At 65.5% G+C, this 17,698-nt stretch carries 16 protein-coding genes; 7 read left to right on the top strand and 9 right to left on the bottom strand.

Annotation, left to right across the window (positions count from 1 at the left end; genetic code table 11):
- Positions 1–18 precede the first annotated feature (18 nt).
- From AC1DQK_RS16190 to AC1DQK_RS16180, 3 genes are read right to left on the bottom strand one after another with little or no spacing between them, the layout of a single operon-like run.
- The gene (locus AC1DQK_RS16190) at positions 19–1,227 is read right to left on the bottom strand and encodes an acyl-CoA dehydrogenase family protein (protein WP_477872357.1); all 1,209 of its coding nucleotides are present in this window, start codon (positions 1,225–1,227) and stop codon (positions 19–21) included.
- Positions 1,227–2,372, bottom strand: coding sequence for a thiolase family protein (locus AC1DQK_RS16185; protein ID WP_477872355.1), 1,146 nt, complete (start codon positions 2,370–2,372; stop codon positions 1,227–1,229). Before AC1DQK_RS16185 ends, AC1DQK_RS16190 begins: the two co-directional genes overlap by 1 nt.
- Positions 2,369–2,776, bottom strand: a complete 408-nt coding sequence (locus AC1DQK_RS16180; RefSeq protein WP_477872353.1) for a Zn-ribbon domain-containing OB-fold protein — start codon at positions 2,774–2,776, stop codon at positions 2,369–2,371. Before AC1DQK_RS16180 ends, AC1DQK_RS16185 begins: the two co-directional genes overlap by 4 nt.
- Positions 2,777–2,904: 128 nt before the next feature.
- On the opposite strand from AC1DQK_RS16180, the gene AC1DQK_RS16175 reads away from it, so the two are divergent.
- Positions 2,905–4,539, top strand: a complete 1,635-nt coding sequence (locus AC1DQK_RS16175) for a GMC family oxidoreductase (protein ID WP_477872351.1) — start codon at positions 2,905–2,907, stop codon at positions 4,537–4,539.
- Between the two features lie 7 nt (positions 4,540–4,546).
- Here AC1DQK_RS16175 and AC1DQK_RS16170 read toward each other — a convergent pair whose 3' ends face one another.
- A complete protein-coding gene (locus AC1DQK_RS16170) occupies positions 4,547–5,323 on the bottom strand; it encodes a helix-turn-helix transcriptional regulator (RefSeq protein WP_477872349.1) in 777 nt (258 codons plus the stop codon).
- Positions 5,324–5,474: 151 nt separating this feature from the next.
- On the opposite strand from AC1DQK_RS16170, the gene AC1DQK_RS16165 reads away from it, so the two are divergent.
- Positions 5,475–6,593 carry an acyl-CoA dehydrogenase family protein gene (locus AC1DQK_RS16165; protein WP_477872347.1) on the top strand — a complete coding sequence of 373 codons (1,119 nt, stop codon included), beginning with the start codon at positions 5,475–5,477 and terminating at the stop codon, positions 6,591–6,593.
- A 278-nt stretch (positions 6,594–6,871) separates the two neighbouring features.
- Here the strand turns inward: AC1DQK_RS16165 and AC1DQK_RS16160 are convergent, their stop codons facing one another.
- Together AC1DQK_RS16160 and AC1DQK_RS16155 are read right to left on the bottom strand one after the other, a co-directional pair.
- On the bottom strand, positions 6,872–7,642 hold the full coding sequence (locus AC1DQK_RS16160) for a ThuA domain-containing protein (RefSeq protein ID WP_477872345.1): 771 nt from the start codon (positions 7,640–7,642) through the stop codon (positions 6,872–6,874).
- The gene (locus AC1DQK_RS16155; protein ID WP_477872343.1) at positions 7,639–9,057 is read right to left on the bottom strand and encodes an aromatic ring-hydroxylating oxygenase subunit alpha; all 1,419 of its coding nucleotides are present in this window, start codon (positions 9,055–9,057) and stop codon (positions 7,639–7,641) included. The genes AC1DQK_RS16160 and AC1DQK_RS16155 overlap by 4 nt, the downstream gene beginning before the upstream one ends.
- A gap of 158 nt (positions 9,058–9,215) precedes the next feature.
- Between AC1DQK_RS16155 and AC1DQK_RS16150 the strand changes: the two genes are divergently transcribed.
- From AC1DQK_RS16150 to AC1DQK_RS16135, 4 genes are read left to right on the top strand one after another with little or no spacing between them, the layout of a single operon-like run.
- Positions 9,216–9,998 carry an SDR family NAD(P)-dependent oxidoreductase gene (locus tag AC1DQK_RS16150; RefSeq protein ID WP_477872341.1) on the top strand — a complete coding sequence of 261 codons (783 nt, stop codon included), beginning with the start codon at positions 9,216–9,218 and terminating at the stop codon, positions 9,996–9,998.
- Positions 9,995–10,813: an SDR family oxidoreductase gene (locus AC1DQK_RS16145; RefSeq protein ID WP_477872339.1), complete on the top strand. Its 819-nt coding sequence runs from the start codon at positions 9,995–9,997 to the stop codon at positions 10,811–10,813. The genes AC1DQK_RS16150 and AC1DQK_RS16145 overlap by 4 nt, the downstream gene beginning before the upstream one ends.
- Before the next feature lie 13 nt (positions 10,814–10,826).
- Positions 10,827–11,603, top strand: a complete 777-nt coding sequence (locus AC1DQK_RS16140) for an SDR family oxidoreductase (RefSeq protein ID WP_477872337.1) — start codon at positions 10,827–10,829, stop codon at positions 11,601–11,603.
- A 16-nt stretch (positions 11,604–11,619) separates the two neighbouring features.
- Positions 11,620–13,278: an FAD-dependent oxidoreductase gene (locus AC1DQK_RS16135; RefSeq protein WP_477872335.1), complete on the top strand. Its 1,659-nt coding sequence runs from the start codon at positions 11,620–11,622 to the stop codon at positions 13,276–13,278.
- 70 nt (positions 13,279–13,348) lie between these two features.
- Here the strand turns inward: AC1DQK_RS16135 and AC1DQK_RS16130 are convergent, their stop codons facing one another.
- Positions 13,349–14,668: an aromatic ring-hydroxylating oxygenase subunit alpha gene (locus AC1DQK_RS16130; RefSeq protein WP_477872333.1), complete on the bottom strand. Its 1,320-nt coding sequence runs from the start codon at positions 14,666–14,668 to the stop codon at positions 13,349–13,351.
- A gap of 237 nt (positions 14,669–14,905) precedes the next feature.
- Here AC1DQK_RS16130 and AC1DQK_RS16125 point away from each other — a divergent pair, with 237 nt between their 5' ends.
- Positions 14,906–15,592 carry an SDR family NAD(P)-dependent oxidoreductase gene (locus AC1DQK_RS16125; RefSeq protein ID WP_477872331.1) on the top strand — a complete coding sequence of 229 codons (687 nt, stop codon included), beginning with the start codon at positions 14,906–14,908 and terminating at the stop codon, positions 15,590–15,592.
- Positions 15,593–15,627: 35 nt separating this feature from the next.
- On the opposite strand, the gene AC1DQK_RS16120 is transcribed toward AC1DQK_RS16125, so the two are convergent.
- Entirely contained in the window at positions 15,628–16,434 is an 807-nt protein-coding gene (locus tag AC1DQK_RS16120) for a sugar phosphate isomerase/epimerase family protein (protein WP_477872329.1), read from the bottom strand.
- Positions 16,431–17,609 (bottom strand): aromatic ring-hydroxylating oxygenase subunit alpha, encoded by a 1,179-nt coding sequence (locus tag AC1DQK_RS16115; protein ID WP_477872327.1) that lies wholly within the window; start codon positions 17,607–17,609, stop codon positions 16,431–16,433. The genes AC1DQK_RS16120 and AC1DQK_RS16115 overlap by 4 nt, the downstream gene beginning before the upstream one ends.
- Positions 17,610–17,698: the final 89 nt, after the last annotated feature.

Raw genomic sequence — 17,698 nt, 5'->3', positions numbered from 1 at the left:
CCTGTTCCTCGTCCCGTTCTAGAGGCCCAATACGGACCGCGCTATGATGTTGGCTTGAACTTCGTTCGTGCCGCCGAAGATGCTCCACGCCCGGCTGTTGAGATAGCGCGGCGCAGCCAGCTGCGCTTCGCGGGAGTGGAGCGGGCGGGGCGCATCGGCACCATATAGCGGGCGCGTCTGCTCCAGCTGGAGGCCGGCGGTACCGAACAGGTCGACCGCCAGGAAATCGATGTCCTGCCGCAGGTTCGATGCCAGGAGCTTGGTCAGCGACGTCTGGGGGCCCGGCAAGCGGCCCTTGGCCACTTCGGATATGATCTTCAGCTCGATCATCTCGAGCGCCTGCACTCCCAGCCGGATCCGCGCGAGCTTGCGCAGCCATTGGGGATCCTCGGCCATCGATCCGCCGCGCCCGTCGCTTTCGCCGCGCGCGGCGGCCTCGATGCGGTCCAGATCATAGCTGAGCTTCGGCGCGTGGCAGGATCCGCCACGCTCGTTTTCGAGGAGGAACTTGGCGATCTGCCAGCCCTGGCCTTCGGCCCCGACCAGATCGTCCGCGGCCACGACGACATCTTCGAGGAAGACCTGATTGACTTCATGATCGCCGGCCGCGGTCAGGATCGGGCGGACCGAGACACCCGGCTGTTTCATGTCGACCAGCAGGAAGCTGATGCCCGCCTGCTTGCGCGTCTCGACGCTGGTGCGAGCCAGGCAGAACATGCGGTTGGCGTGATGGGCGTGGGTCGTCCAGATCTTCGACCCGTTGAGCACATATTGATCGCCCTGGCGCACCGCTCGGCACTGGAGCGACGCGAGATCGGAGCCGCTGCCGGGCTCCGAAAAGCCCTGGCACCAATAATCCTCGCCGGACAGGATGCGCGGCAGGTACAGCGCCTTCTGCGCCTCCGATCCGAAGGTCCAGATCACCGGCGCGACCAGCTTCAGGCCCAGCACCGTCAGGTTGGGCGCGCCGGCGAGGGCGCATTCCTTCTCGAACAGATAGCGGCGCAGCGGGCTCCAGCCGGTACCGCCATGCGCGGCAGGCCAGTTATAGCCCAGCCAGCCCTTGGCGTGCAGGATGGCGTTCCAGGCCTGGCCTATTTCAGGCTCGACGAACACCGATGGCGACGCCGCCGCGTCGGAGGCGATGCCGGCGGGAAGGCACTCGCGCAGGAAGCTTCGGATGTCTTCGCGGAAAGCGAGATCTTCGGGGGAGAGATCGATATCCATCAGCGTTCCAGTATCGCCACGGCCGAAACGCCGGGCGCGCCGTACACATGGCTATATGCCGTCTTCGGGTTGCCGGGGACCTGACGGCCACCGCCGTCGCCGCGCAGCTGCACGACATTTTCATAGACCTGCCGCAGACCCGAAGCGCCGATCGGCTCGCCACAGGCGAGGCAGCCGCCATCGGTGTTGACGGGGAGCTTGCCGCCGATCTCGCTCCATCCTTCAGCCAGCCATTGTTCCTGATCGCCATCCTTGCAGAAACCGTTTTCGGCCATGTGCATCACCTCGGCACCGGCCTCGGTATCCTGAAGCTGGGCAACCGCGATGTCTTCGGGCCCGATTCCGGCAAGACGGAAGGCATCGGCCGACGCGATCATCGTCGAGGATCCGCCGCGGACGATGTCGATCGAAGGCGCGAACACCTCGAACGATCCGGCGGGACGGGTCCGCATCGCGGCGGCCTTGAGCCGGATCAGCGGCCTTCCCAGCTCGCGCGCCTTCTTCTCGCTCGCCAGGATCAGCGCGACGCCGCCTTCGGCAGGCGAGCAGAACATGAATTTGGTATAGGGATCGCTCACCAGCGGTGCATCGAGGATGGCATCGAGCGCAACCGGCTCGCGCCGCCAGGCGTGGGGGGCATGGACGCCGTTGCGAAACGCCTTTTCCGAAACGCGGCCCAGCGTCGTCCGGCTGATGCCATGCTCATGCATATAGCGGGTGATCTTCGCGCCGAAGAACTGGGTCGTGATCATGTAGCCGGCTTCGCCATACCAGTCGGGCAGGTTATATTCGGCCGGCATCGCATTGAACGCGCCGCGCGGATGCTTGTCGAAGCCGACGGCAAGCCCCAGCTCGAACTCGCCCGACTTGATCGCCATCTGGGCGGAGAACAGCGCCGATCCTCCCGCCGCGCAGCCGTTCTTCACATTGATGAACTGGACACCGGTAAGGCCGAGCCGTTCGACCATGGTGTCCGGATTGCCGGCCGATTCCGAACCGCCATAGGCGAACTGGATGTCGCTCCACATTACCCCGGCATCGGCCAGAGCCGCGCGCACGGCGGCGACGCCCTGATCGAGCCCGGACAGGCCGTCCGTGCGCCCGAAGGGGTGGATGCCGATGCCGACGATGCAGACGTCACTCATGCCGACTTCCCCTGGTCCGAAGCCAACGGCCGGAAAGCGTGCGTCAGCACCGGATCGGCGGCAGCGGGATCGAGCGGGACGAGCGTCAGCTCCAGCTTCATGCCGATGCGGATGGCATCCAGCTCGACATCGGCCAGCCGCGCCTCGACGATGGTCTCGCCGGGCAGTTCGACATAGGCCACGGCCCAAGGCCGGAAATCATCGGGGCCGGCATAGGGCGGCGATTTGGGGCGGTAACGCTGGACGGTGTAGGACCATAAAGTCCCCTGCCGCGCGAGCGGCCAGGGTTCATAGTCGGCATTCGGCGGACAGGGAAATAGGATCCGCCCGGTCGCCCGATTGCGTCCGCCCACCAGCCTTGGCGGCACTTCATCGGTAAACAGCCCTTCGGCAATGGCGCGCATGTCGATCCTCTCCCGGCAACGAATCCGGTCCCTTGCCTTTACCTCCGATGTCGCGCCGCAATGACTCGTCAAAACGCTAGGGTAGCGGCCGCACCCCGATGTGGCACCTTGGCGGAGAAGGAGAGACCATGGCCGAGGCATGGGATTATGTCATCGTCGGCGCCGGTTCGGCCGGCTGCGTCATGGCCGAACGGCTGAGCGCCGACGGCAGCGCGACCGTGCTGGTGCTGGAGGCGGGCGGCGAAAATGACAGCTTCTGGGTCACCCTGCCAAAGGGCGTGGCCAAGCTCGTGACCAAGCCCGCGCATATGTGGACCTATGCCGTCACCCAGCCGCGCGAGGAGGGCGGTCCGGCCAACGAGTTCTGGATTCGCGGCAAGGGGCTCGGCGGCTCGTCGTCGATCAACGGCATGATCTGGAGCCGCGGCGAGCCGGCCGACTATGACGGCTGGGAAGCGCTCGGGGCGACCGGCTGGAACGGTGCGGCCATGACCGAAGCCTTTCTGGCGCTGGAGGACCATGCCGCGGGGCCCGGCCCGATGCGCGGCAGCGGCGGGCGGGTGCGGATCGACCCCGCGATCTTCCGCTATCCGCTCGCCGAGCGGATGATCGAGGCGGGCGAAGCGCTGGGCCTGCGCCGGGTCGACGACCTGAACGGCGCAACCGGCCCGCGCGTCGGCTTCTACAGTCATAATATCCGCAACGGCCGGCGCGACAGCTCGGCGCGCACCTTCCTTGCGCCGGCACGCCGCCGGCGCAATGTCGAGGTGGTAACCGGCGCGCTGGCCGAACGAGTCCTCTTCGAAGCCGGCCGCGCCGTCGCCGTCGAAGCCATCGTCGACGGCCAGCGGCGGCGTTTCGCCTGCCGCGGGGAAATCGTCGTTTCCGCCGGCGCCATGGAAAGTCCGCTGCTCCTGCAACGCTCCGGAATCGGCGATGCCGGGCGACTGAAGGACGTCGGCATCGATGTCGTCGCCCATTCGCCCGACGTCGGCGAGCGCATGTTCGAGCATCTCGCCATCTCGATGCCCTATCGCCTCGAAAAGGGAGTCGGCACCCATCGCAACTTCTTCGGGATCGGCGCGGCGATGGCGATGGCACGATATCTGTTGCGGCACGACGGCATCATGGCCACCGGCCCGTTCGAAGTCGGGGCCTTCCTGAATGTCGCGCATCCCGACGGGCGGACCGACGCGCAATTCTATCTGGGCGGCTATACGTTCAAGGTGGAGGACGACAATAATCCCGTTCCGCTCGACAAGATCGATCCGCGCCCCGGCGTGACGATCTACGGCCAGCTGCTGCGCCTGACGAGCGAGGCTTCGCTGCGGGTGAGCGGTCCGGCGGCCGGCGACGCGCCGCAGATCCTGCCCAACTGGCTCAGCACCGAGCATGACCGGATATCGGCGGTGCGGCTGATGCGGGCGATGCGCGCCTATATGGCCGCGCCGCCTTTGGGCGACATGCTGGGTGCGGAAATGCTTCCCGGTCCGGCGGTGCAAAGCGACGAGGATCTGCTTGCGGCGTTCCGGCGGCTGTCGACCTGCGGCCTGCATGCCACGGGCTCATGCCGCATGGGCAGCGATCCCGCCGCGGTGGTCGATCCGCGCCTGCGCGTGAACGGCGTTCAAGGTCTGCGCGTGGTCGACTGCTCGGTGATCCCGGGCCACGTCACCGGCAACACCAACGCGCCGGCGATGGCCATCGGCTGGCGAGCGGCAGACATGATCATCGCGGATCGCAGGAGCCCGCCTTCGGGCTGAAATCCGTTCAGGAACTGCCCAGCGAGATGAAGCCGAGCTGTGCGGCCTTGAACACCGTCTGGCTGCGGTTGACGGCGTTCAGCTTCGTCGAGGCGTTGTGGATGTGGAATCGCACCGTGGCGCGGCTGCGCGACATGATCATGCTGATTTCGAGATCGGTCTTGCCGATGGCGGCCCAGCGAAGACACTCCACCTCCCGTTTCGAAAGACGCGACTGGGGCGGCAGCGCCTGCACCGATCCCATGACATGGACATAGCTGGCGATGAAGGTCCGGCCATAAAGGCCGAGAGCATCCCCATAGAGCCGGAAATCCTCGGCCAGGTCGGTGTGGTTGCGGTCCAGCGGATTGAAGCTGACCGCACCGATCTGCCCGAAAGGCAGATGCACCGGCACCGCGATGGCCGCCCGGGTCATCGCGCGGGTCTCGAAATTGCCCAGGGCGATGGAGTTGAGATAGGGGCTCGGCTGGCTGGTGTGAAATCCCTCCGCGTTGACCCAGAAGGGCTGGCTCTCGAACCTGCAGGCCATGGTCAGCGGCGAATCGAGCGCGATCCGCGAATTGCGCCACCACACACGCTCGCTGTCCGGCCAGCCGAAGATGTCGCTGGCGAGCAGAACCCCATCGGCATCGACGGGGGTGCGCTTGCCGGCAATGTCATGCGCCGGAGCTGCCCGCATGCCCCAGCCCATTGCGATCTCGTGCAGGGCCGTGGCCGCACGCCGGATGTCCTCCGGCGCAGTTATCCTCACCGAATCTATCTTCTCTTGGCTCAGCAGCGACATTTATCTCTCCGTCCCCCACTTTAGACTGTGCCGCAGTGCCAGACAATCACGGCGTAGTCGTGCGGGCGCCGCACATGCAATCCTAACCTTTTGCGCAGCGTAGCCGCGCCGCCGAAGATGATAGAGCGATCTCCGCACAAGGGGATTGTTCGTGAATTTCGATCTGAGCGAAGACGAGGAGATGCTGAAGGCCCTGGCGGAGCGCTTCGTCAGCGATCGCTACGACATGGAGCGACGCGGAGCCTACCAGGCCGAGAGCAATGGCTTCAGCGCCGCCAACTGGGCGCTGCTGGGCGAGATCGGCCTGATCTCCGCGCCTGTCGCGGCGGAAGATGGCGGGATGGGCCTTGATGCAACTGCCATCGCCACGGTTTTCGAAACCCTCGGCCGCGGCCTTGTCGTAGAGCCGCTGGTGGAGAATGTCGTGCTGGCGACCCGCCTGTTGGCCGCTGCCGCGCCGGAACCGCTGCGCAGCCAATGGATGCCTCGGCTGCTTTCCGGCGAAGCGCGCCTCGCGCTGGCGCATGGCGAAGCCGCGGGACGGCCCGGACGGCTCTGGATCGAGACACGGGCCAGCGCCGGCCCGGCAGGCGTGCGGCTCAACGGGGCGAAGGCCTATGTGCCTGCGGGCGCCGGGGTGGACGGCTATATCGTCAGCGCCCGCCTCTCGGGGGCGCCGGGCGAGGCCCAGGGGGTCAGCCTGTTCCTTGTCCGCGCCGATGCCGAAGGTCTCGCATGCGAGACCTGGCGGATGGCTGACGGCAGCGTCGCCGTTTCGCTGACGCTCGACGATGTCGCCGTCGAACCCGGCTTCTCGCCAACCGACGGGATTGCCAGGATCGAAGCGGCAGACGCGCTCGCCAGCCTTGCCCGATCAGCCGAGGCGCTCGGCATCATGGAGCGGATGTTTGCCGAGACGCAGGAATATCTGCGCACGCGCGAGCAGTTCGGCGCGATGCTTGGAAGTTTCCAGGCGATCCAGCACCGGATGGTCACCCAATATGCAGCGATCGAGCAGAGCCGGGCGCTGATGAACCTCGCCATCGTATCCTGGGAAACCGACGGTTTCGGCAAGGCCGTGGCGGGGCTTCGCGCCTTCCTGGCGCCCGCCTCGGTCACGCTCGGGCATGAGATGATCCAGTTCCACGGCGGGATGGGCGTGACCGACGAACTATCGATCGGCCATGCCCATAAACGCCTGCTGGTGCTGTCACGCTGGCCCGATGAACCGGAGGCGGCGCTCGACCGCTTCGCCGGGATCGCCGTTTAGAGCATCGAGCTTTACTCTGACGCACCCGACTCCGCTCATCCTGAGGAGGGACTGAGCCTGGCGAAGGCCCGTCTCGAAGGATCCTTCGAGCCGCCATTTCGACTTCGCTCAATGGCTCCTCAGGATGAGCGGGTCAGATTATCCGCTCGATGCTCCAGGAACGAAGCCGGCGGGGACGGTTGTCGCCCCCTTTCCCGCCATCCCGGCCGTTCGACTGCCTGCAAGGCAAGGCGATCAGGATAAACTTCAGCCGCGGGCCGAAGGCCTGGATGACGAACCTACAGCGCTTCGCGATCCTTGATCCAGTCGATGCCCCGCCGCAACAGGCCGTAGAACACCGGCAAGTCCCAGGCGCAGCGGTCGACCGTAGGCCACCAGTCGAGCATGGGCTGGAGGTCATAATGCCCGCGGCAGTGCCCCAGGGTCAGGTAAAGGACCGCGCCGGCACCGTGGCGCTTGATGTAGAAAACCGGGTACCGGCCGGGCGCATCCTCGGCTTCGACGAAGCCGGTGCCGGGTTCGGTGCATTCGGTGTCGAGCAGGACGTGCAGGTCGCCATGGCATTCGAGATGATAGAGCTCGTCGGTCGTTTCGAACGGCTCGACTCCATCGACAAGCGGGTGCGACGGATCCGCCACCATCACCTTGTACGGCGTGATCGGCGGATGCGAGAGGAACTGGCTGCCCAGCAGATCCATGAACATCGGCGCCCAGCGCGGCGCATCCCACAATCCGTTGTCGAGCATGCGCAGCACGGAATTCGTGCCGTGCAGCGCATACCAGCGACCGCCCCGCGCCAGCCAGTCGCGCAGCACTTCCTGGGCCTTGAGGGATGGCGTCACGTCGCAGGTATAGGTGATGATGATGTCGGCAGCGGCCAGCGCCTCGACATTTTCATAATCCTCGAACACCCGGGTCCGCACCCGCGGGTCTTCGGAGAGCAGCTTCAGCAGCTCCAGCCGTGCGAAATCCATGTCATGCCAGACGCCGCCACAGATCAGTACGCAGTCGATACGCGGCGGCCGGGCTTCGGCTGGCCCATCGCTCATGCCCGGGCTCCGGCTTCACCCATGACATATTTGTCCATCGTGCGGTGGAACTGGCGAATGCGGATTTCCTGATAGTCGGCCAATTGGATCTTCCCCGTCTTGGAGCAGTGCAGCCCATCCTGGACGAATGGCAGATTGGCCATGTCCTGTTCCAGCACGTCGCCCAGCCCGCCCAGTTCGGGCGCATCCGTCCAGGGCTGGTCGAGACGAAGGAAATGCATCGGCACGCCGCGCGGGATCGGTTCGCCCTTCTTGCTGCGGGCGAGCACCCGTACTTCCATCAGGCATGTGTCGGCGGTCTTGCCCGGCCGCCAGCGATAGACGATGTTCGGCATATATCCGCCCCACGGCGCGAAATTCGGAAAGACATTATAGACGAGCGCGTCGAGCAGCTCGGCATCGGTCGCCTGCTCATGATCATAGCCGCTCTGCTCGGCATAGGATCTGCGCAGCGCAGCGCCCAGCGCCGCGCGTGCGCTTTCGCCCTCGGGCACCTCGACCGCATAGGGATCGGCCGAAGGATCATAATTGTCGGACGAACGGCCGTTGAACTTGATGAACTCGTCGACGATCCACTGCTCGGTCTTGCCCTCGGGATCCACATGCGGGCTCAGGATGCCGAACGGGACGAGGTTCACGTTCACATTGTCGCCCCAATACCAGTAGGCGCTGTTGCAATCGCCGGTGAAGGGCAGCAGCTGGGGGTGGGTGACGACGGTGTGCCAGGCTTCCATGAAGGCTTCGGCAGTGACTTTCCAGTTGGCGGCGACTTCCTTCCCCACCCACACCACGGTGGTGCATTCCTCGTGGCGCCAGCGCTTGAAATGGTCGGGCAACGGATCGAGATATTCTTCCAGGGTCGGGCCGCCCGCTTCCTCCCGCACGAAGATATAACCGCCCCAGCGGCCGACTTCGGCTTCGGGAAGCGCCATGGCGCCATCCTGGAGATGGGGGAAATCCCACCGGCAGGGCATGCCCGCGAACGATCCGTCCTTATTCCAGGAGAAGCCATGGAAGGGACAGGTAATCTTGTCCGCGGTGCCGTCCTCGGTGCGCAGCTTGCGACCGCGATGCAGGCAGACATTGTGCAGCGCCTTGACCGAGCCATCGTCCTGGCGCGTGATCAGGAACGAGCGGCCGGCATTTTCGAACACGGCATAGTCACCGGCTTCCGGCAGATCCTCGTCGCGCGCGGCGAATTGCCAGACATGAGGCCACATCTTCTCCCGCTCGAGCCGGGCGAACGCCTCGCTGGTGTAGCGCGAGGCCTCGATCGGCTCGGAGCCGAGATATTCATAATGCTCTTCGGTCAGGCAAGCCGGTGCGGGCCGGGAATCGCTGGCCATGAGCTCCAACCAGCTGATCCCGGGACTGCGCGCCCTCGCGCCCGGAATCCGTGGATCATCCTGTGCCATGTGCGAATCCTCATGCCCGTTCGACTGTTATCCGGTGTTTGTGCCCAGTCGGCAGGCCGCCGTCACCTTATCGAAAGCATAGGTTGCAGCCGCCCGATAATGCGGCACACCACGCAGCAGAAACCCCCGTCCATCGGGAATCAGTCTGGGAGGGTGCCGTGAGCAGACGGCTTGAAGGCAAGGTGGCGCTGGTGACCGGCGGCACGTCGGGGATCGGTGCCGCCACGGTCCGTCGGCTGGCGGCGGAGGGCGCCGACGTCGTCTTCACCGGCTCCAACCGCGCGGCGGCGGAAGCGCTGTGCGCGGCGACAGGCGCGACGTTCCACGCGCACGACGTTTGCGATGTCGCAAGCTGGGCCGGACTGGTGGACAATATCCAGGATCGCTTCGCCAGGCTGGACATCGCCTTTGCCAATGCCGGCACCGAAGCGGGCGACGCCAGCGTCGAGGATATCACCATCGAGGGCTGGAATAGGGTCATCGGCATCAACCAGACCGGTGCGATGCTGACCGTGCAGCATGCGATCCGCGCGATGAAGCGCAATCCCGACGGTCCGGCCGGTTCGATCATCGTCAACTCCTCGATGAACGCGCACCGCGCGATGGGCAATTTCGTCGCCTATTCGGTATCAAAGGCCGCGGTCGTCGCCCTGGTGAAATCGGCCGCCGTGCACTGTGGCAATCGCGGCTATCGCATTCGGGTCAACGCCATCCTTCCCGGCGTGGTCGAAACCGCGCTGATCCTCGGGCTGATCGAGCAGGCGCCCGATCCGGGCGCTGCGCGCACCGCCTATGAAAGCATGTCGCCGCTCAATCGGATGGCGAAAGTGGATGAGGTGGCAGGGCTGGTCGCCTGGCTGGGTTCGGATGAATCCACCTTCGTGTCCGGCAGCGAATATGTGATCGATGGCGCAACGACAGCCGGGATGATGGGCGTATGAACGAGCTCGGCGCGCAGCGGCTGATCGGCAGGGTCGCGTTCATCTCCGGCGGGTTGCGGGGCATCGGCCTTGCCTGCGTAGAGCGTTTCCTGGCCGAAGGCGCACAGGTCGTGCTGTCCGACCTCGACGCGCCGGACAGCGAGATCGCGGCAGCCACGATGGCGCGACTGGGCCAGGCGGCGAGCTATGTGCAGGCCAATGTCACGATCGAGGACGACTGGCTGCGAGCCTGCGAATGGGTTCGCGCGCGCCACGGCAAGCTCCATGCGCTGGTCAACAATGCCGGCATCGACCTGACCGGCCCGGTCGAGAGCCTGACGATGGAAAGCTGGCGGCGCATCATGGCCATCAACACCGATGGCGTCTTCCTGGGCGTCAAGACGTTCGTCCCCATGATGGCGGAGAGCGGCGCGGATGTGCGCGGCGGCGCTTCGATCATCAATGTCAGCTCGATCATGGGGCTCGTCGGCTACACCGACACCTCCGCCTACAACGCAAGCAAGGGCGCGGTGCGGCTGTTCACCAAGTCGATCGCCGTCGAATTCGCCGCCAAGCGGATGCCGATCCGCGCGAACTCGCTGCACCCCGGCTTCGTCGTCACCCCCTTGCTGCACGAAGGCTTTCAGCGCTGGGTGGACAAGGGCGTGGCGGAAAAGCCGCAGGATCTTATCGATTCGGTCGCCGCCCAAACGCCGATGGGTCGGCTCGCGGCGCCCGAGGAATTGGCAAGCGGGGCGTTTTTCCTCGCCAGCGCCGACAGCGCGTACATGACCGGGGCCGAACTCGTCATGGATGGCGGGTGGACCGCACAATGAGGAGCACGAGACGGTGACAATCGCATTGGATGAGGTCGTGGCCGTGGTCACGGGCGCGGCCGGCGGCATCGGCCGCGAGGTGGTCAAGGCGATGAAGGCGGCCGGCGCCATCGTCATCGCCACCGATCTGCCCGACAGCGCAGATGTCGGCGCCGATCATTATCTCCGCCACGACGTGACCAGCGAGACCGACTGGCGCGCCGTCGCGGCGCTGGTCCAGCGGGACTATGGCCGGCTCGACGCCCTGGTGAACATCGCTGCGGTCTCGGTGGTCGGCAAGATCGAGAGCACGCCGCTCGCCGAGTGGCATAGGATCAATGCGATCAATGTCGATTCGGTGATCATCGGCACACAGATATTGCTGCCGCTGCTGAAGGCGGGGGGCCAGGCGCGCAAGGGCGGCGCATCGATCGTCAATTTCTCCAGCGTCGGCGGGCTGCGCGGCGCGGCATTCAACGCGGCCTATTGCACCAGCAAGGCGGCGGTGAAGATGCTGTCCAAATGCATGGGGGCGGAGTTCGCCGCGCTCGGCTACAACATCCGCTGCAACAGCGTGCATCCCGGCGGCATCGACACCGGCATGCTGACCAGCATCATGGACAGCTATGTCGAGCTCGGCGCGGCGCCTTCCCGCGAGGCGGCGCTGCAGGCCGTGATCGCCGATCACCCGATCGGCCGCATGGGCCGACCCGACGAGATGGGTGGCGGCGTGGTCTATCTTTGCTCCGACGCGGCAAGCTTCGTCACCTGCTCGGAGTTTCTCATGGACGGCGGGTTCAGCCAGGTCTGACGCCGGGAGATTTGCTATGACGGAACAGACGTTCGACGTGGCCATATTGGGATCGGGTGCGGCGGGCCTCACCGCCGCGCTGACGGCGGCCGAGTTCGGCGCCAGCGTGCTCCTGGTGGAAAAGGGCGAGAAGATCGGCGGCACGTCGGCCTGGTCCGGCGGGCAGATCTGGATTCCCTGCAACCCCCATATGAAGGCATTCGGCAAGCAGGACAGCCGCGAGCAGGCCCTGACCTATCTCGCCTCGATGTCGAACGGGCTGATCGATCCCGATCTGGCCGCCGCCTATGTCGATACCGGCCCGCAGATGGTCGACTTCCTCGAAAAGCGGACGCCGGTGCAGTTCATGGTGGTGCCGCACTTCCCCGACTATCATCCCGAGCAGCCGGGCGCCGCCGCGCGCGGCGGCCGGACGCTGGAATGCCCGGTCTATCCCTATGGCGAACTGGGCGAATGGCGCGACCGGGTCGAGACCTCGCCTTATTACTGGCCGCACGTCTATTTCACCGTCGGCGAAACCTCGCTGGCGCAGGCCGTTCCCGACCCGCTCGATCCCGCCGAGGCGCAGCGCCGCGCCGACAATGACGAGCGGGGCCTTGGCCATTCGCTGGTGGGAAGATTGCTGCGCGGCTGCCTCGATCGCGGCGTCGCCATCGAACTGGGCACCGGCGCGGAGGAGCTGATCCTCGAAGACGGCGCCATTGCGGGCGTGGTGCTGGCGGACGGCCGACGGATCGCCGCGGGCAATGTCGTCATCGCCACCGGCGGCTTCGAGCATAATGAGGCTTTCAAGAGGGCCTTCCTGCGGGGTCCGCTGCAGAATGCGGTGTCGATCCGCACTAATACCGGCGACGGGCTCAAGATGGCGATGAAGGCCGGCGCCATGCTGGGAACGATGCGCGAGGCATGGTGGATGCCGGTGGTGGAAGCCCCGGTGAACGCGATGGGCGTCAATCTGTTCACGGGCGAGCGTACGCTGCCGGGCTCGATCATGATCAACAGGGCGGGCCGACGCTTCACCAACGAAGCCGCGAACTACAACGCGTTCGGGGCGGCATTCCACGAGCAGGACCAGAACAGCTGTTCGTTCAGAAACCTGCCGGCCTGGTGTCTCTTCAACCAGGATTTCTATGATAAATGGGGCTTTTGCGACAGCCTGCTGATGGGCAGGACGGAAGGCCGGCGAGAACCCGCCGACTGGATCGCGCGCGGCGAAACGCTGGAGGAGCTCGCCGCCGCGATCGGCGTGCCGGGCGGTGCCCTGGCGGCGACGGTGGCGCACTGGAACGAGATGGTCGAGCGCGGCGCGGACGAGGATTTCGGCCGTGGCAACAGCTATTATGACCTTTACTGGGGCGACCCCAGCCACAAGGGCGAGAAAGCCGCGACGCTTGGCAAGATCGAAGGCGGCCCCTTCTATGCGGCCGAAGTAAAGAGCGGCGCGCTGGGCACGAAGGGCGGCCCCCAAACCGACAGGCTGGGACGCGTCGTCGACCTGGACTTCAAGCCTATCGAAGGGCTCTATGCCGCCGGCAACGCCATGGCATCGATCATGGGCATGACCTATGGCGGCGGCGGCGGCACATTGGGGCCGGGCATGGTGTTCGGCTATCTCGCAGGCAAGCACGCGGCACAGCGCAACGCCACGCAGCGGGGCCGCACCGCATCAGCATAGGGGCTGGCGGTCACGACTCCTCCCAAGGAAGCGCGAGTGGTGAAGCGAGGGCGCCGTGGAAGCGGCTGGGTCAGTCCTTGCCGCAGACCATATCGTTCAGAAGCTCGTGGAAGCGCTGCACGCGTTTTTCCTGTCTCGGCAGGATGCAGCCCTTGAAGCCGCGCGAGTTCAGCCCCTGCTGCTGGCTGGTGCCGATCGACAGATCCTGATCGGCCACATAGCCGAGCGACTGGCCGTCGCCATAAACCGAATGACGATGCTCGGCATGCTCCAGCGGCACCATGCCGATCGGCGTTTCGACCTCGGTCATCCCCGCGACGTCCGGCACCAGGATCCAATGCTGGAAGACGCATTTCTCGGGATCGCTCGGATGCGGCTCGGTGCGCAGGATCTGGCATTGCTCGGGCGACATGGTGAGCGTCAGGTTGGGGAACAGCGTGCAATGGAAATAGTCGACCAGTTGCTGGTCGGACATGCTGGCATAATTCACATATCCCCGCTCGGGCCCCAGCCGGCGCTTGGCCTCTATGACGGCCTGCCGGATGTCGCCGGTGCGGCCCGTGTACGCGCCGGGATCGATCCCCCAGGCGCGGGCGACCGCGTCCAGCGGGGCCGGCACCTCGCCGCTGTGAAAATCCTGGCGCGTGGTGGCCTGGTGGCCCTTCATCCACATCGAATTGTGGCCGCTCGGATACATTTCGAACAGCGTGTCCGGCAGCCCGTCGTTGATGAAGGTCGAAAGCTCCGGGTGAATGGTCGGAAGATGGTAGCTTTCGTTGAAATTGTCGCGGATGATCTTCCAGTTGAAATCGCAGTCCGCCGACAGGTCGAGCACTCGCACCCAGCTTTCGAGGCCATAGCCGGCCAGCCGCTCGGGAAAAGGCGAGAGCCATTCGTGAAGCGGCGCGACGTCATCGTCCATGCACCAGAACACGAACGGCCCCCATGTCTCGCACCGCAGCGGCGTAAGCGTGACCTTGCCGCACGGGCTGCCGCCGGCGAAGTCGTCAGGATCCTGGACATGGATGAGCGTACCGTCGGTATCGAACTGCCAGCCGTGATAGGCGCAGGTGATGCGCGGGACGCTGCCGGAATCGACCTGCATCAGGCGGTTACCGCGATGCGGGCAGCTATTGTAGAAAGCCTTGATCGAGCCATCGGCCTGGCGGATCATGATGACCGATTCCTTGCCGAAATTGTGGCGGATGAAATCGCCTTCTTCCTCCAGCTCCGCCAGCACGCCGCCGAGGTGCCACACCTTCGGCCAGAGATGCCTCTTCTCCAGCTCCATCCATTCGCGGGTGGTGTAGCGCTCGCCGGTGATCCGGTCTCCCCGAACCGGCGGATCGAATTCCTGGGAATAGCGGGAGAGCATCGGCCCGGCGTTCATTGCAGCATCCTCCATTCGCTTTTATTCCCACCATCAGGCAGTTGCCGGCTGAAGCTGACTCGGTCTTTGTCCGATGGTGATAGACTTGCCCACGGCCATGCTCCACCTCGCCATTGTAACAGTAAGCTTGCGACCGGTGGCGGCCAGCGACCTCGCACACTGGCAGGACAGACAGTTTACCGGGCCGCCACAGTGTAGCAGTCGGGAATGAACCACAGGCGAGAAGGAAGGATGCATATGGCTAATGTTGCAATTACCGGCGCGGCGCGCGGGATCGGCCTCGAACTGGCGCGGCAGCATGTGGTGGCAGGAGACCATGTGTTCGCGCTGGCGCGGAACCCCTCGACGGCAGATCGGCTGAACGCGCTGGCAGCCGCATCCGGCGGGCTGATGACGGTTCATGCCATGGACGTGGGGGACGATGCCTCGGTCAAGGCGGGGGCCAAGGCGACCGGCGATGGCCGCATCGACCTGCTCTACAATGTCGCGGGCGTGGGCGGCGTGGTGAAACCCGAACTCGACGGCGTCGACTGGGATTCGTGGGACAATGTCTTCAACATCACGGTCAAGGGGCCGCTGCGTGTCCTCCAGGCCTTTCTGCCGCGGCTCGAGCCAGGCTCGAAGGTGATCAACTTCTCCAGCCAGGTGGGCGCATCGCCATGGCCCTATGGCGGCTTCTACGCCTATGCGGCAGCGAAGGCCGCGCTGGGCCGGCTGATGCGATCAGTCGCGGTAGACCTGAAGCCACGCGGCATCATCGTCGGCATCATCCATCCGGGCCATGTGCAGACCGACATGGGCGGGCCGGGGGGGGAGATCACGCCGGAAGAAAGCGCCACCGGCGTGCGCGCCGTCGCGGCCGGCTGGACGCTCGAACAATCGGGCGATTTCTACAAGTGGAACGGCGAACCCCATTCCTGGTGAGACCCATCGCTGAAGCGAGGTGACGTCGGTGGCGATCAGGCGTGGGCTTCGAGCCAGCGCCTGGTCGCCGCGGCTACCGCCCGGGCCCGCAGCACCGGATCGCCGAACGCTTCGCGCAGTGCGCGCGAACGCAATTCGATCGACAGCGGAATGTCGGCCGGTAGCGCGGCGAGCAAGGCCGTGAGCGGCAGCCCGCCTTCGCCGCATTGCTCGCGCAGGTCGACCGCGTCGATGATCACGGCCCCGAAGTCCGCCGGATCGGGCCGCGCGGTGCGCGCATCGCAGAACTGGGCATAGGGCAGCAGGGCCGGATCGACGGCGGCGATTTCGTCGAGCGAACTGCCCGAGCGGTCGACATGGATCGGATCGATCAGCAGCGCGCGCAGCGGATGCGCGACCCGGTCGAGCACCGCCAATGCGCTGCGCAGATCTTTCACTTCGGTGAAGACGCCGAACTCCAGCGCCACGCGCATTCCCGACGGCTCGGCATGCCGGCACAGTTCGGCGAGCCGCGCGGCGGTACGGCCATGGTCCGAATCCGAAGACACGCACAGCACATTGGCCGCCCCGAGTTCCATTCCGATGTCGATGACCCTGCGGTGCTCGTCCATCGCGCTGTCGGGCTTGAGCCAGACGACCTCGACATCCAGCACCGGCAGCCCGGCATCGTCCTTCGCCGCTCGCGCCTCGCGCACGAGCGCCGGCGTCCAGTCTCCCGGTTCGATCCACAGCCCGACCGCATCGAACCCGGCCGCCGCCGCCGCGCGGATCGTCTCGAGCGGGCCGGACTCCGGCAGGACGCCGGAGGCAAGCGCGATGGGACGCCCGGCCGAGCCGATCACATCACGGGCTCTGCCGCCGAGGCATCGTCTTCCAGATACCAGTTCAGCCACTCATGGAAGTACTGGTTGGCGCGCTCGTTGCGGCCGAACACCAGATGGTCATGGGCGCCGGCTTCCAGGCCCTTCTGTATCTCGAGGCCGATCACATAGTCCTCGGTATAGGTCACATCGCGGAAGAAGTTCATCGCCGCCTCGGCCTTGAGGCGGTCTTCCTCATCACGGATCGGCTCGCGGCGCAAATAGCTGAGCACGGTCCGGTTGCGATCGGGCGTCGGTCCTGGGAAAATCTGGGCGACCTGGGTTATTTCCGGGGCGACGAAGACCGACACGTTGGGAAAGAAGATCCGCACGAAATCGAAGCCGTTGTTTTCCTGAAGACCCCACTGCTCGCGCGGGAGCGGCCGCAGCGCCTCGGCGATCCGGCGCTGCGGAAAGCCGATGCGGATGTTGGGGCCGAAGCCTTCGTAATGCATGCAGTTGGATGGCGTGCGCGGCGCGATGGTTTCCGGATGAAGCGAGGCGAAATGATAGCCTTCGAGATAGCCGTCGAACGCGATTTTCCAGTTCGCCCCTTCGATCGTCCGCGAGCCGAGATAGGTCCAGTCGGCGAAGTCGAGCGCTTCGAAATCCTCCAGGAACCCGCGGAAATGACGATCCAGATCGAGCAGGCCGTTGGGCGTCAGGCATGCGAAGATCATGCCCGCGCGTTCCTCGCAGGGCAGTTCGCGCAAGCCGCGATGTGGCTTGTCCACCTCGCCGAAGGTGCCCGCCTCGGCCACGGCGAGGAGCCTTCCATCCTGTCCGTAGGTCCAGCCATGATATTTGCAGGTGAAGCGCGGGCAGTTGCCATGGCCCTCGCTTGCGACCGGCGCGCCGCGGTGCGCACAGACATTGAGGAATGTCCGCACCTTGCCCGCCTTGTCGCGGTTGATCAGCAACGGCAGGCCGACCGCTTCCATCGCCTTGTAGTCGCCAGGCTTGGGCAGCTCCGCGGAGAAGGCCAGCATCAGCGGCGCCCGCTTGAAGACCAGTTCCATCTCGGCGAGCCACTGGTCGCGGTCCGTGTAGCTGGCCGTGGGAACCTCCAGCGTCGTGGCGCCCTGATGGGTCTTCCTGTTCTCGACATAGTCGAGCATGATCTCGGCAACCTCGCCGACGCGCTGGATGCGGTCCACTATCTTCTCCCGATATTATTTGCCGAAGCGGATTTCAGCAGAGCATGGACAGTCCGACAAGCTGGGACAGGTGACAGGTACGAGCCGGC

The organism is Rhizorhabdus sp. P4_G5, assembly GCF_056401065.1.
This window is presented reverse-complemented; position numbering and strand designations above follow the sequence as displayed.